Origin of the sequence: Pseudomonas sp. HT11, assembly GCF_044875395.1 — a bacterium.
In the GTDB taxonomy this organism is placed as follows: domain Bacteria; phylum Pseudomonadota; class Gammaproteobacteria; order Pseudomonadales; family Pseudomonadaceae; genus Aquipseudomonas.
Genome location: NZ_CP173217.1, coordinates 5,770,564 through 5,784,573, shown reverse-complemented (window position 1 = coordinate 5,784,573; position 14,010 = coordinate 5,770,564). Strand labels below are relative to the sequence as shown.

Below are 14,010 nucleotides of genomic sequence, written 5' to 3'. Positions count from 1 at the left end.
GAAAATAAATCTGCGAATGTGCGCAACTGTTCGTACGGCATGGCCCTCAAGGCTCAGGGTGCCTGGGTTTTTCAGCCGACCGCCCACTGCAGTTTGTCGGCCAGGGCGTCGGGGTAGTGATCGGTCTGGGTGATTGCCGCGCGTGTGGCTGCGCCATGACCGAAGGCCTCGATCAACACGTCAACCTGTGTGGCCAGCAAGTCGCTCAGCGAATCAAGCCGTGCCTCAAGGGCGCGGTAGCGGGCGATGTCCATAAGGCCCTCGCTGATGAACCAGGCAGCATGCTTGTTCAGGTAGTCCAACACGTAGAGGCCGCACAGCGCGTTGCCCAGTTCCTTGGCCAACCCTCGGGGCAGCAAGCTGCCGGCGCGGATTGCGCTTTGGATGGCAAGGCGCTGGGCGTAGGCCTCTCCTGCGCGGGCAACGACCATCAACTGCGCGTTCCAGACCTGCATGTCGTCCTCTCCCTCGCCACGGTGCCGGGCAACATGGTCGGCCACCTGCTTGAGCAGACGGTACTCCAGGGTGTGAGCCATGGCTTGCCAGTATTCGGTGTCATCCAGCCCGGCCTGGGGGTTGGGCGGTGTGGGTTCACTCAAGGGTTGGCCGATCAGTACCTTGGCGGCGTCCAGCAGGATCATGCGGTTATTGCCACCGGCGTCCTGGTAGATTTTGGCCATGCCTTCGTAGTCGGCGAAGCGATTGAGGTTGAGCGCACCGGCCACCCCGCAGCGCAACCGACACTCTGTCGCCAGCGCCTCGGCGGCGGGTGCACACAGCGCCTTGGTCAGCGCCAGGGTTTGGCTGATGGCGGCCCACGGTGTCCACGTCACGTCGCCTGTGCCGGTGGTGTGCAGTGACGCCTGACTGGCCGTGCCTTCAATCCACAGGCGGGCGGAGTCGTTGGCAAAGCACTTCATGACATAGGCCGTGGCCAGGCAACCGAACAGCGCGCGACGTTGGGTACGAAACGCCAGCAGGCCGGTGCCGTTGCCGATCCGCGCCTGGGTCGTGCGTCGGTTGGCATGGGTCAAGGCCAGGGTTGAACAGGCAAGCATCACCGAACTCAAGCCGACGCCGACCATCGCCCACACATTCTTGGGCGCAAACAGTGAGCGAATCAGGCGACGATCCGTACTGCCCAGTGGGTCGTGGAACTGGTTGGACGCGTCGATCGAAGCGCCATCGCGCAGCCACGCGTCGAAGGGCAGGCGCACGTTGTCAAAACTCGCCAGGCCGTAATCCAGCGGCACTGCGCGGATTTCCGCCGGTGACGACATGGAAACTCCCGGGCGCGGGCCGTTGGCGTCACTCAATGGCAGCATGAACGCGAATACGCCACAGGGCTGGCCCTGAACGATCAATTGGGCAAACACCACGCCCAGCTTGTCCAGGTTGCTGATCCCGACGTTGGCGAATTTAAGCGCGGCCTTGTTCGGTGTGTTGAGCACGAAGGTGCGTGTGTCGGCGTCGAATACGGCCTCGACACACGCGCCCATGTGGGAGTTGCTGCGACCTATCTCGGTCAGCGCGTAAACCCCCAGACGCTCACCGGCCTCCAGCTTGCGTCGCCACTGAGTGGCGCTCGGGTGATCCTGCTCGAACGCCAGCAGCGTACCGATACACAACCCCTGCTGAATCACGCAGCCCATGAACAGCGAGGGATCATTGAGCGCCGCGTGGGTGGCCTCGGCCATCAATAACTGCGGCTGCGCAAAGCCATGGATACCGTCGGGCAGCTGGCGCATCAGGTGCTGCAGGCGTTGGTAGGTGTGCCGATGACCCTCATGAAAACTCTGGTTGGCGCGAGGATGGAGTTCGGGGTCGCTGAAAATCTTCGCCATCTGCGCGTGAACTTCGGCATCGACTGGCCCGTTGGCCAGCTGGCGCAAGGCAACCACGGCCTTGTGTGCTTCGGGCGCATTGACCAGCAAATGGCGCAGGGTTTCGATAGGTTGCGCCAGCGGCGCGTAGGTCTGTGCAGGGTGCAGGCTTTTGCGTATGCACACCGACAGGCCGCTGTTCACCCCAAGGTCGATAAACACAGTGTGTTTGTCCGTCGGCAGTTGCGCCAACGTGTGGGGCAGGTTGGTGGGTTGCGTGACGCCCAGGGTAAACATGTGATGCAAATCGTCCTCGGGTTCGTAGCGACGCCCCAGCACGGTTGAGTAGATCGGTGTTTTGAAGGGTTTGGGTGCCAGCGGCTGCAGGTTTTCGTGAAGTCGCCGGGCGACTTCCGTGTGAGGCGGATAGTGCGACGCGTAAGCGATCGAGACCGGGCGCAAGGGGGGCGCGCTGTCATCGTGGTGAGCAAGCAAGTGCTCCAGGTCTGCGGTCTCGCCGCTGATGATGCATTGGGCTGGCGCGTTGACGGAGCCCAGCACCAGATTCGACTCGGGGTAGCGGTCCAGCAGCGCTTGCGTGTCCTGCGCTGAAAGGTTGACCAGCAACATGCTGCCTCGCCCCTCCTCGCTGCGGTAGGCGGCGTTGAGGGCGCATACCGCGCGGGCACCCTGGGCAATGTCGAGCACGCCACCACACACCCGGGCAGCAATTTCGCCGAAGCTTTGCGCAACAATCAGGGAGGGAACAATGCCCGTTGCCTGCAGCAACTGGTTAAGCACCACCGCAGCGCCATACAGCGCCAGTTGCGCCACACCCGAAGGCAGCGGCAGGGCGTGATCGCGGGTCAACAGAACCTGGGTGATCAACCCCGGATGGGGATCAGGTTCGTGCGCCGCCGCCTCGGTTTCGATGATTGCCAGAATCGTGTCAATTCGGTCCCTGGTTTCGGGCACATGCTGATACAGCTCTGCCAGAGCGCCGCACGGATCGCTCCCTTGGCCAGGAAAGGCGAAGACATAGTTCTGACTGTAGATGTTGAGTTGGGTTGACATGGGTCCATCCTCGTTAGCCGAACAGGATCGCTTCACCAGCAGAGTGCTGGAAAAAACGAAGGCTCATTGGATGGCAAAAAAAAGGGCGACGTACCTGTGAGAAATGACAGTTTTTTGTAACGTTTCGAGATAGGTTCGATTCAATTATTGCTAACCGAACCGCCTTGCGCCGGCCTTGCGACCACCTGGGTCCACCACGGTGTGTGCTGCTCGATCTGTACCGGCAGCGTCGGCAGCAGCGCGTTCAGCGCCAGCGTCGTGTCGTGCAGCGGGAAGCTGCCGGTGATGCGCAGATCGGCCACAGTTTTATCCACACCCAGATAGCCGCTGCGGTAGCGGCTGAGTTCCTCGACCACATCGCCCAGGCGGGCGTTGTCGACCACCAGCATGCCGCGCGTCCAGGCGTCGGCGGCGGCAGAGACGGCACGCGCAGGGTCGAGGCTGTCGCTGCGCATCAGCACTTGCTGGCCTTCCTTGAAGATCTGTTCCTTGTGCAGCGCCTGGGGCTGGGCAGCCACGGCGGACTGCAGCACGCTCAGGCGTGTGGCGTGGTCTTCGCGCTTGACGATAAACCGCGTCCCCAGCGCTCGCAGGCTGCCATCGCGGGTTTGTACATAAAACGGGCGTGCATCGTTGTGGCCGGTTTCGACCAGAATTTCGCCTTCCTGCAACACGATCAGCCGGCGTTTTTCGTCGAAACGCACGTCGATGGCCGTGTGGGTATTGAGGTTGATCAGCGTGCCGTCCGCCAGTTTCAGCGTGCGTTGCTCGCCCGTGGCGGTGCGTTGGTCGGCCAGCCAATAATGGATCGGCACATAACGCTCACCGGCAAACAAGGCCAGGGCGCAGAGCAGCGCGATGCTTGCCACGCCGCGTCCAAGCTTGCGCACGCGCTGGCGAATGCCTTCGCGCGACTGCAGCAGCGCCGCGCGCGCGGGCCCTGAGGCCACGCTGAAGCGCTGGTCGAGCATGCCCAGCTGGCGCCAGGCGCGCGCATGTTCTTCATCGCTGGCCAGCCATTTGGCGAATTCTTCCTGTGCAACGAAGCTGCCGTCACCTGAATCCAGAGACAGTTGCCACGCAATCGCGGCATCCAGCACGCGCGCCGAGACCGGCTTGGCGCTGACCACGCTCACAGCGGCTCGCCATACAGTGCGATGTAACACTGGCGAATGCCTTGGGCCAGGTACTGGCGCACGCGGGGCACCGACACCCCAAGACGCTGCGCAATGTCGGCGTGGCCCAGGCCGTCGAGGCGGTTATAGAGGAAGGCGGCGCGGGCCTTGCTCGACAGTTTGCCGAGCAAGCGGTCGATGGCCTTGAGGTCTTCGAGGATCAGTTGCTGCTCTTCCGGCGACGGGTGTTCGCTTTCCGGGATCAGCATCAGTTCAGTGAGGTAGGCCTGTTCCAGGGCCGCACGCCGGAAGTAGTCGAACAGCAGTCCCTTGGCGATAGCCACCAGAAACGCCCGTGGCTCGCGGGGTTCGCGCAACTCGTCACGGCCCAGCAGGCGCATGAACGTGTCCTGGCTCAGGTCTTCGGCGCGGCTCGGGCAGGCCACGTTGCGCCGCAGCCACGCCAACAGCCAGCCACGATGGTCGCGATACAACGCGCCAACAAGCTCAGTGTGTGGGGTCTGGACCGACGACAAGGCATCACCGAATAAACAAGGGGTTTAAACTAACGAGAATTATTCGCGATTGTGTCAGAGGCAAGGAACGCGCGCAATTGGCGTCTGTCGGGCGGTGCTATTAAAACGATGGCGCTTGTTTGCGCCGTTTCCATTGGCTCACGCGCGTTTGAAGCGCCTGCGGGGAGTCGATGTGCTGCGCACGCGCACGGCTCAACAGGATGAGCATCAACTCTGCCGTGGCCAGGGCGTCGGCGCTGGCGTGATGGCGCTCACCGACCTGCAGCATGAAGTGGTTGATCCAGTCGTCCAGCCCGGCTTCACGGATATTCGCGTCGGGGCACAGCAGCGGGGCGATGTCGGCGACGTCGAGGAACGGGTGCGCCAGGCGATAGCCCAGGCTGTCCTTGAGTGCGCGGCTCAGCATGTGTTGATCGAAGGGGGCATGGAACGCCAGCAGCGGGCTGTCGCCAACAAACGCCATGAAGTCCAGCAGCGCCTCGACCGGGTCGGTGCCGGCAGCGATGGCGCTGGGGCCCAGGCCGTGAATCAGCACGCTGGGGCTGAGCTTCGTTTCGGCACGGTGCAAGGTGCGCTCGAACATTTGCGAGAAATCCACCGCACCGTCCTCAATCACCACCGCGCCAATGGACAGCACGTGGTCGCGGTTGAGGTTCAGGCCGCTGGTTTCCAGGTCGACCACTACCCAGCGCTGGTTGCGCAAGGCGCCATCCCCCAGCACGGCAGGTGCGGGCAGCTGCGCCAAGCGCCTCTGCTGGGTCGCGTCGAGCCCGGGCTTTTTCGCACGCAGCCAGCTGAACAAACTCACAGTTGGTACCGAAAGGTCAGGCTGCTTTGCAGGCGCTGCGCCTGACGCAGGGATTCACGCAGGATGCGTCGGTCCAGGTGGTTGAGGCTGTCGGGGTCGACGCGGTTGGAATACGGCTGGTTCTCGCGGGTTTGCAGTTGGTGCTGCTGCATGCGGGTTTGCTGGATGAAGTGGTAGGCCTCTTCGTACGCGGCGCCGTCCAATCGCTCGATGACTTCTTTGTCCACCAACTGGCGCAGCCGCTCCAGGGTGTTGTTGGCGTGGATGCCATTGGCCAGGGCCAGCAGGCGCGCGCCATCGACAAAGGGCGTAAGGCCTTGCATCTTGAGGTCGAGGGTGGCCTTTTCGCCGCCTTTGCGCGTCAGCACAAAATCGCGGAAACGCCCCACCGGCGGGCGCTGACGCAAGGCGTTTTCGGCCAGCATGCGTTGGAACAGCCGGTTGTCCGCGACTTGATCGAGAATGCCCTGGCGCAGTTGCTCGCAGCCCTGTTCATCGCCCCACACCACGCGCAAATCGAAATAGATGCTCGACCCCAGCAGGTTCTCCGGCGTGGCCTCACGGATTAACGCCCCGAAGCGTCGCGCCCATTCGGCCCGCGACAGGCACAGTTCGGGGTTGCCGGCCATGATGTTGCCCTTGCACAGGCTGAAACCGCACAACGCCAGGCTCTGGTTGATCTGCTGTGCCAAGGGCAACAAGCGGCCGCGAATCTCGGCGGCTTCGGCGGCATCCTTGGCGTCGAACAGGATGCCGTTGTCCTGGTCGGTATACAGCGTCTGCTCGCGGCGGCCCTCGCTGCCAAAACACAACCAACTGAACGGCACGCCGGGGTCGCCCTTGTCGGCCAGGGTCAGTTCGATCACCCGGCACACGGTGTGATCGTTGAGCAGCGTAATAATGTGGGTGATCTGGGTGGACGACGCGCCATGGGCGAGCATGCGTTCGACCAATTGGCCGATCTCACCGCGAATCGCCACCAGGTTTTCCACGCGTGGTGCATTGCGGATGGTGCGCGCCAGGTGCACCAGGTCCACCCGCTGCAGAGAAAACAGGTCGCGCTCGGACACCACGCCACACAGGCGCTGGTCTTTGACCAGGCACACATGGGCGATGTGCCGTTCGGTCATGGCAATCGCGGCATCGAAGGCGCTGTGGTCCGGGCTCAAATAGAACGGCGCCTGGGTCATATGGCATTCGATGACCTGATTGAAGTCACTGATGCCATCGGCCACTACCTGACGCAGGTCGCGCAAGGTGAAAATCCCCAGAGGCGCCTTGTGTGCGTCGACGATCACGATGCTGCCCACTTGCTGCTCATGCATCAGTGTGACCGCCTCGCGCAGCGGCGTGCTCGGGCTGCAAGTGACCGGATGGCGCATGGCCAATTCGCCCAGACGCGTGTTTAACGAATATTGAGTGCCGAGGGTTTCCACGGCTTTTTGCTGCACCTGCTGGTTCACTTGGTCCAGCAGGCTGCTGACGCCGCGCAGGGCGAAGTCGCGAAACGGGCTCGAAAGCGCGAACAGCTTTATAAAGGCCGGCTTGTTCAGTTGCAGGCAGAAGGTGTCTTCGGCGGCCTTGTGCTCGGTGCGGGTCGCGCGTTCGCCCAGCAGCGCAGCGAGGGGGAAACACTCGCCGGTGGTGATTTCGAAGGTGGTTTGCGTCGCATCTTGATTGAGCAGCGGGCGCTCGCCGACCACGCGGCCTTGCTTGACGATGAAAAAGTGCTCCACCGGCCCGCCCGACGGCTTGAGGATGCTGTCGCCTTGGCCGTAGAAGCGCAGTTGGCACTGTTCGACCAGATACGCCAGGTGTGCGCTTTCCATCTGGTTGAACGGGGGAAAGCGTTGCAGGAATTGCAGGGTGCCGTGGATGTTCTGCAACACGGCGGTTTTTCCCGCCTGCGTGAAAGCATCAGCTTTACTCATAACAGTGACCGCAGTTTCTTGTCGTTATCGTCCTTTATGGTCGGCCCCCGTGCCCTGGGTGCCCATTGGACGTAAGTCTAGGTAGCGGTCAAATCATTGGCGACTAGGGAAAAACCTTACATGGCTACCGTGCAAACCCCGTAGAACGCCCACTAGTCAAACTTTCCGACGAAGTGCACATTGTTCGCCCTTCCGCAGATGTCTGACGAGTGTGCTGGGAGATTGATGAAAACTGCTGAGAAACGTATGCCCGACCACGATATTTTGAGTGATGCAGAGCGCGAGGCACTGAGCGCTGTGATGCTGGAGCCTGATTTACCGCCACAACGTGTGTTGATCGTCGACGACGACAAAGATGCACGCGAATTGCTGGCGGAGATTCTGGGCCTGGACGGCATTCGCTGCATGACCGCCGACAGTGGAGAGGCGGCGTGGGATTTGTTGAGCTCCAGCAGCTCCATCGGTTTGCTGATTACCGACCTGCGTATGGCGCCGAGCAATGGCCTGGAATTGATTCGCCAAGTGCGCAGCTCTCCTCGGGCGGCGCTACCGATCATCATCATGTCCGGGGACGCTGAAGCGCCGGATGTCATCGATGCAATGCACTTGAGTGTGGTGGACTTTTTGCTCAAGCCTATCGACAGCGTGAAGTTGGCGAAGATGGTCAAGCGCGAGTTGGGAATGGCGCAGTAACTTCCACTGGTCGGTATCAGATAAGCACTGTCAATTCTGACAGTAGGCAAGCAATAGGTGGGGCTGTTTACTGGATGAGTGCGCGGCGGTCGGGAATGGTCGCCCCCTTCACTCACCACCAGGAGTCAGTCATGAAAATCGCTGGCAAGATTAAAGCGGACATTTTCCACAACGGTAAGCTTTTACGCACCACCAGCTCCACGAGCGTTTCGGGTGACAGTAATCACTTTCAAAGTACAGATTCTGCGACCCGTACTTCAGTCTCGATGTCATTTGTTCCCGCCATCGAGGATGGCACCACGACGTACAAGTTCGAAGAGGCTGATTCCAGATTCGGATGCAGCATGGGCGATATGCTTCTGCCTGTTGCCGGAACGGTCGAAGTGACGTCCGCCAACTCAACCGACAACTTAAAGTATTCGTTCAGTGGGAAGTTTAACGATGGAAGGCGCGACCTGGAGATCAAGGGGACGGCTGAGTTGAACTACCTCTATCCGTGACTTGATTGCTCTTGCAGGATCAGTCCCTGATCTTTTGATCAGGGACGTCTCCATTCGCTAGTTACACACCCATTTTGGCTTTGAACTCACGGCGCCGACGGTGCAACACCGGCTCGGTGTAACCATTGGGTTGCTTGGTCCCTTCAATCACCAACTCCACCGCTGCCTGGAACGCGATGTTGCTGTCGAAATCCGGCGCCAAGGGGCGATACAGCGCATCCCCCGCATTTTGACGGTCTACCACCGGCGCCATGCGCTTGAGGCTTTCCATCACTTGGGCTTCGTTGACGATGCCATGGCGCAGCCAGTTGGCGATGTGCTGGCTGGAGATGCGCAGGGTGGCGCGGTCTTCCATCAGGCCGACGTCATTGATGTCTGGCACTTTCGAGCAGCCGACGCCTTGATCGATCCAGCGCACGACATAACCAAGGATGCCTTGGGCATTGTTGTCCAGCTCGTTGCGGATTTCTTCGTCGGACCAATCGGTGTTGCTGGCCAGAGGAATGGTCAGGATATCGTCCACCGACGCGCGCTCGCGTTTGGCCAGTTCGGCCTGACGCGCGAACACATCAACCTTGTGGTAATGCAGCGCGTGCAGTGCAGCCGCCGTGGGCGAAGGTACCCAAGCGGTGTTGGCGCCGGCCAGTGGGTGAGCGATTTTCTGTTCAAGCATCGCCGCCATCAGGTCGGGCATCGCCCACATGCCTTTGCCGATCTGCGCACGCCCTTGCAGGCCGGTGCTCAGGCCGATATCGACGTTCCAGTTCTCGTAAGCGCCGATCCATTTCTCGGCCTTCATGGCCGCCTTGCGCACCATCGCACCGGCTTCCATGGAGGTGTGGATTTCGTCGCCAGTGCGGTCGAGGAAGCCGGTGTTGATAAACACCACACGCTCGCTGGCAGCCTTGATGCAGGCCTTGAGGTTGATCGTGGTGCGGCGCTCCTCGTCCATGATCCCGACTTTGAGCGTGTTGCGCGGCAGGTTCAGCACGTCTTCGATACGGCCAAACAGCTCGTTGGTGAACGCAGCTTCTTCCGGGCCGTGCATTTTCGGTTTAACGATGTACACGGAGCCGGTGCGGCTGTTCTTGCGGCTGCTGGTGCCGTTGAGGCTGTGGATTGCCGCCAGGCTGGTGAGCAGACCGTCGAGAATGCCTTCCGGTACTTCGTTGCCGTCTTTGTCGAGGATCGCGTCGATGGTCATCAAGTGGCCAACGTTGCGCACGAACAGCAGCGAACGGCCGTGCAAGGTCACGTCCTGGCCATCCACGCCGGTGTAGACGCGGTCGGGGTTCATGGTGCGAGTGAAGGTCTTGCCGCCCTTGGCCACTTCTTCGGCCAGGTCGCCCTTCATCAGGCCGAGCCAGTTGCGGTAGATCACCACTTTGTCATCGGCATCGACGGCGGCGACGGAGTCTTCGCAGTCCATGATGGTGGTCAGCGCGGCTTCCATCAGCACGTCTTTGACGCCGGCCGCATCGGTCTGGCCGACAGGCGTGCTGGCGTCGATCTGGATCTCGAAATGCAGGCCGTTGTGTTTCAGCAAAATGGCGATCGGCTGGTCCGCCGGCCCCTGGAAACCGATCAGTTGTGCATCATCGCGCAGGCCGCTGTTGCTGCCGCCTTTGAGGCTGACGATGAGCTTGCCATCAGCGATCTTGTAGCCGGTGGAATCGACATGGCTGCCGGCGCTGAGCGGCGCGGCTTCGTCGAGAAAAGCACGGGCGAAGGCAATCACTTTGTCGCCGCGCACTTTGTTGTAGCCCTTACCCTTCTCGGCGCCGTCGGCTTCGCTGATGGCGTCGGTGCCATACAGCGCGTCATACAGCGAGCCCCAGCGCGCGTTGGATGCGTTGAGGGCGAAACGGGCGTTCATCACCGGCACAACCAGCTGAGGGCCGGCCATGCGGGCGATTTCGTCATCGACATTTTGGGTCGAAGCCTGGAAGTCTGCGGCTTCTGGCAGCAGGTATCCGATGTCTTGCAGGAAGGCTTTGTAGGCCACCGGGTCGTGGGCCTGGCCGGCGTGGGTCTGGTGCCAGGTATCGATCCGCGCCTGGAAATCGTCGCGTTTGGCGAGTAGGGCTTTGTTCTTCGGTGCCAGGTCGTGAATGACCTTGTCGGCGCCGGCCCAGAACTGGTCGGCAGTGATGCCGGTACCGGGAATGGCTTCGTTGTTCACGAAGTCGAACAGGACTTTGGCGACCTGCAGGCCACCGACTTGAACGTGTTCAGTCATTGCTTGCCTCACTCTGCGGAGCTTATGCGCTTTTCAGCTTTTCAATTTACCAATGAAGCCTCTGGCCATTTAAACCACGAACCCGATCCCCCAGTACATGCCGTTAAGGCGGCTGGGCTGGCGGGTTGTCGCGATACGTTGGTGCCTTGGCAGACATCGACCTAACGTTATGTAGTGCGCGGTTTTGCATACTACATGATGAGTTGCGGTTGTGAAAATTTGACTAAATACGTCGTTTAGCGACCCACTTTGGTCGTGCGGTCACAGTGGGGTATTGGATGTTCTCAAAAAACTATCAGATTGTTCCAGATAAATATAAAAATGGTACACGATTTGTTTTCGAGGGCGCCTGCGTCCACCTTGTAGATTGAATTCAGAGGGCTTCGCCATGGACCATCTTGTACTCACTATTATTGCCGCCGACAAACCCGGCCTGGTTGAACGCATTGCGCAGAATATTGCCGCCCACGATGGCAACTGGCTGGAGAGCCGAATGGCGCACATGGCCGGGCAGTTTGCCGGGATCCTGCGGGTCAGTGTTCCCGCCGAAAGTCGTCAGGGTTTGGTGAATGCGCTGGAGGACTTATCCACACACGGCATTCGCGTGCTGGTGGGTGAGGGCAGTTCAGGGCAGACCGCGGCGTCCAAGGCGATCCTGATGACGCTGGTGGGCAACGACCGTTCGGGCATCGTGCGCGAAATCACGGCGCTGTTGAGCAAGCAGGGGGTGAACCTTGAAAGCCTGAGCACGGATGTGCGCCCGGCGCCCATGAGCGGTGATCCGTTGTTTACCGCCGAGGCATTGCTGCAGGTGCCGACAGCGTTATCCCTGGATACCTTGCAACTGTCCCTGGAAACCCTGGCGGATGACTTGATGGTCGAGTTGCACCACGAAGAATAACGGCCCACAGGGTTATGCATGGAAATCTTGCATGGGCCTGTGGATAACCTGTAGAGACCCGGCGCCAGGCCACGCCGGCCGGGCTTCTTTTCGAGTTGAGCAAAAAACGAGCAGTTTCAAGGGCTTGTGCACAAATGGCGGGGATCAGGTTGTGGATAACCTTGGGGTGGATGTCTGCAAGCCAGGCCCGCTGTGGCTTGCAGAGGTTCGTACGTTATTTGATCAGCGTTTGCGGAGGGTCAGCCAGGCGTCCAGGCTGTAGACCACCAGGCCGGCCCAGATAAACGCGAACGCGATCAGCGTGCTGGTGGCCAAGTGTTCGCCGAACAGGAACACCGCTTCCAACAGCACCAGAGTGGGCGCCACATACTGCAAAAAACCCAGGGCGGTGTAGGGCAAATGCCGCGCAGCAGCGTTGAAACACACCAGCGGGATCAGCGTGACCGGGCCGGCCGCCACCAGCCACCAGGCTTCGGAAGTGCCCCAAAATTCAAGCTGTGCGCTGTGCGCCGACGGGTTGAACAGCAGCCAGGCGACAGCGATCGGCACCAGCATCCAGGTTTCCACCACCAACCCCGGTAGCGCCTTGACGGGCGCCTGCTTGCGGATCAGCCCGTAAAAGCCAAAGGTCAGCGCCAGCACCAGCGACACCCACGGCAAACTGCCCACCTGCCATACCTGCTGCGCCACACCCACCGCCGCCAGCCCGACGGCCATCCACTGCAAGCGCCGCAGGCGTTCGCCGAGAATCAGCATGCCCAGCAGCACATTCACCAGCGGGTTGATGTAATAACCCAGGCTCGCTTCGAGCATGCGCCCGCTGTTGACCGACCACACATACGTCAGCCAGTTGGCGGCAATCAACGCACCGCTCAGTGCCAGAATCGCCAGGCGCTTGGGGTTATCGCGCAGTTCACGAAACCAGCCCGGGTGTTTCCACACCATCAACAGCAAACCGCCAAACAGCGCCGACCACAGCACGCGGTGCACAATGATTTCGGCGGCGGGAACGCTGGCGATGGCTTTGAAATAGATCGGGAACAGGCCCCAGATGACATAGGCGCTCAGGCCCAGGATGTAACCCTTGCGGGGGTTGGCGGGTTGCATTGCAGAATCCTTGCATAGGCAGCTGACAAAGGCGCAATTGTAAGGATTTTTGTCAGGCGATGGGGCGCTGCTTTTCTGTGTGAGCTTGCCTGCCTGCGATGACATCACCTCGATGTGACTGATACACCGAGGTGCCTGCATCGCAGCGATGCGGCGACCCGACAAGCCAGCTTCCACGAGGCCTAGCGGCAGGTTCAGAACAGTTTCAGCGGTTCTTCATTGAGCGCCGACAGTTGTTCACGCAACGCCAATACCTGGTCGCCCCAATAGCGTTCGCTGCCGAACCACGGGAAGCTGTGAGGGAACGCCGGGTCATCCCAGCGCCGCGCCAGCCAGGCGCTGTAGTGCATCAGGCGCAAGGCGCGCAGCGGTTCGATCAGCGCCAGCTCGCGCGGGTCGAAGTCGTGGAATTCCTGATAACCGTCCATCAATTCCGACAGCTGGCCCAGGCATTCCTGCCGATCACCGGCGAGCATCATCCACAAATCCTGTACGGCCGGGCCCATGCGGCAGTCATCCAGGTCGACGATATGGAACATCTCGTCGCGGCACATCATGTTGCCGGGGTGGCAGTCGCCGTGCATGCGGATGTTCTTGTGCGGCGTGGCTTTGTAGACCTCTTCCACGCGCTTGAGCAGGTCGCGGGCCACGGACTCGTAGGCTGGCAGCAGGCTTTTCGGAATGAAGTTGCCTTCCAGCAAGGTCGTGAGGGAGTCGTGACCGAAGTTCTTCACCCCCAACGCCTCGCGGTGTTCGAACGGGCGCGTTGAGCCGACGGCGTGCAAACGGCCGAGCAGCTGACCCAGGCGATACAGCTGATCAAGATTGCCCGGCTCCGGTGCACGGCCACCGCGGCGCGGAAACAGGGTGAAGCGGAAACCCGCGTGTTCGAACAGGCTTTCGCCGTTGTGGATCAACGGGGCGACCACCGGTACTTCGCACTCGGCCAATTCGAAGGTGAAACGGTGTTCTTCAAGGATCGCTTCGTTGGTCCAGCGCTGTGGCCGATAGAACTTGGCGATCAGCGGTTCAGAGTCTTCGATACCCACTTGGTAGACGCGGTTTTCGTAGCTGTTGAGCGCCAGAATGCGAGCATCGCTGAGGAAGCCGATACTTTCGACAGCGTCGAGAACCAGGTCGGGGGTGAGTGTTTCAAACGGATGGGCCATGCGAACTCCTGCGCGCAGCAGGGCGCCGCGTCCGGCCCGGTATGGTAACGCACACGGCGATAGATAGGTGGTGTCTGTACTGGCCTCATCGGGGGCAAGTCCTCTCCCACAGCA

General features: G+C 60.9%; 11 protein-coding genes. 3 read left to right on the top strand and 8 right to left on the bottom strand.

Annotated elements, in window-relative coordinates; all coding sequences use genetic code 11:
- Window positions 1–71 precede the first annotated feature (71 nt).
- The 5 genes from ABWL43_RS26745 to ABWL43_RS26725 all read right to left on the bottom strand — a co-directional run bounded on the left by ABWL43_RS26745 (window position 72) and on the right by ABWL43_RS26725 (window position 7,287).
- On the bottom strand, window positions 72–2,897 hold the full coding sequence (locus ABWL43_RS26745; protein WP_404485497.1) for an acyltransferase domain-containing protein: 2,826 nt from the start codon (window positions 2,895–2,897) through the stop codon (window positions 72–74).
- A gap of 140 nt (window positions 2,898–3,037) precedes the next feature.
- A complete protein-coding gene (locus tag ABWL43_RS26740; protein WP_404485494.1) occupies window positions 3,038–4,033 on the bottom strand; it encodes a FecR domain-containing protein in 996 nt (331 codons plus the stop codon).
- Window positions 4,030–4,548 carry an RNA polymerase sigma factor gene (locus tag ABWL43_RS26735; RefSeq protein WP_124418608.1) on the bottom strand — a complete coding sequence of 173 codons (519 nt, stop codon included), beginning with the start codon at window positions 4,546–4,548 and terminating at the stop codon, window positions 4,030–4,032. Before ABWL43_RS26735 ends, ABWL43_RS26740 begins: the two co-directional genes overlap by 4 nt.
- Window positions 4,549–4,648: 100 nt before the next feature.
- Entirely contained in the window at window positions 4,649–5,356 is a 708-nt protein-coding gene (locus ABWL43_RS26730) for a PolC-type DNA polymerase III (protein WP_262209368.1), read from the bottom strand.
- A complete protein-coding gene (locus ABWL43_RS26725; protein WP_404485490.1) occupies window positions 5,353–7,287 on the bottom strand; it encodes a putative nucleotidyltransferase substrate binding domain-containing protein in 1,935 nt (644 codons plus the stop codon). Before ABWL43_RS26725 ends, ABWL43_RS26730 begins: the two co-directional genes overlap by 4 nt.
- A gap of 246 nt (window positions 7,288–7,533) precedes the next feature.
- On the opposite strand from ABWL43_RS26725, the gene ABWL43_RS26720 reads away from it, so the two are divergent.
- Window positions 7,534–7,980 carry a response regulator gene (locus tag ABWL43_RS26720; RefSeq protein WP_145157501.1) on the top strand — a complete coding sequence of 149 codons (447 nt, stop codon included), beginning with the start codon at window positions 7,534–7,536 and terminating at the stop codon, window positions 7,978–7,980.
- A gap of 131 nt (window positions 7,981–8,111) precedes the next feature.
- Window positions 8,112–8,480, top strand: a complete 369-nt coding sequence (locus ABWL43_RS26715; protein WP_242200702.1) for a hypothetical protein — start codon at window positions 8,112–8,114, stop codon at window positions 8,478–8,480.
- A gap of 61 nt (window positions 8,481–8,541) precedes the next feature.
- Here the strand turns inward: ABWL43_RS26715 and ABWL43_RS26710 are convergent, their stop codons facing one another.
- Window positions 8,542–10,719 (bottom strand): malate synthase G, encoded by a 2,178-nt coding sequence (locus ABWL43_RS26710; RefSeq protein WP_242200703.1) that lies wholly within the window; start codon window positions 10,717–10,719, stop codon window positions 8,542–8,544.
- 388 nt (window positions 10,720–11,107) lie between these two features.
- Here ABWL43_RS26710 and ABWL43_RS26705 point away from each other — a divergent pair, with 388 nt between their 5' ends.
- Window positions 11,108–11,620: a glycine cleavage system protein R gene (locus ABWL43_RS26705; RefSeq protein WP_145157496.1), complete on the top strand. Its 513-nt coding sequence runs from the start codon at window positions 11,108–11,110 to the stop codon at window positions 11,618–11,620.
- A gap of 222 nt (window positions 11,621–11,842) precedes the next feature.
- Here ABWL43_RS26705 and rarD read toward each other — a convergent pair whose 3' ends face one another.
- Window positions 11,843–12,727, bottom strand: coding sequence for an EamA family transporter RarD (gene rarD, locus ABWL43_RS26700; protein ID WP_145157495.1), 885 nt, complete (start codon window positions 12,725–12,727; stop codon window positions 11,843–11,845).
- A 194-nt stretch (window positions 12,728–12,921) separates the two neighbouring features.
- Complete coding sequence (locus ABWL43_RS26695; RefSeq protein WP_106575556.1) at window positions 12,922–13,896, bottom strand: serine/threonine protein kinase; 975 nt, start codon at window positions 13,894–13,896, stop codon at window positions 12,922–12,924.
- Window positions 13,897–14,010 lie beyond the last annotated feature (114 nt).

Coding starts and splice junctions, on each gene's coding strand:
- rarD (WP_145157495.1), bottom strand. CDS start 12,727: ATGCAACCCGCCAACCCCCGCAAGGGTTACATCCTGGGCCTGAGCGCC.
- ABWL43_RS26745 (WP_404485497.1), bottom strand. CDS start 2,897: ATGTCAACCCAACTCAACATCTACAGTCAGAACTATGTCTTCGCCTTT.
- ABWL43_RS26705 (WP_145157496.1), top strand. CDS start 11,108: ATGGACCATCTTGTACTCACTATTATTGCCGCCGACAAACCCGGCCTG.
- ABWL43_RS26715 (WP_242200702.1), top strand. CDS start 8,112: ATGAAAATCGCTGGCAAGATTAAAGCGGACATTTTCCACAACGGTAAG.
- ABWL43_RS26725 (WP_404485490.1), bottom strand. CDS start 7,287: ATGAGTAAAGCTGATGCTTTCACGCAGGCGGGAAAAACCGCCGTGTTG.
- ABWL43_RS26720 (WP_145157501.1), top strand. CDS start 7,534: ATGCCCGACCACGATATTTTGAGTGATGCAGAGCGCGAGGCACTGAGC.
- ABWL43_RS26710 (WP_242200703.1), bottom strand. CDS start 10,719: ATGACTGAACACGTTCAAGTCGGTGGCCTGCAGGTCGCCAAAGTCCTG.
- ABWL43_RS26695 (WP_106575556.1), bottom strand. CDS start 13,896: ATGGCCCATCCGTTTGAAACACTCACCCCCGACCTGGTTCTCGACGCT.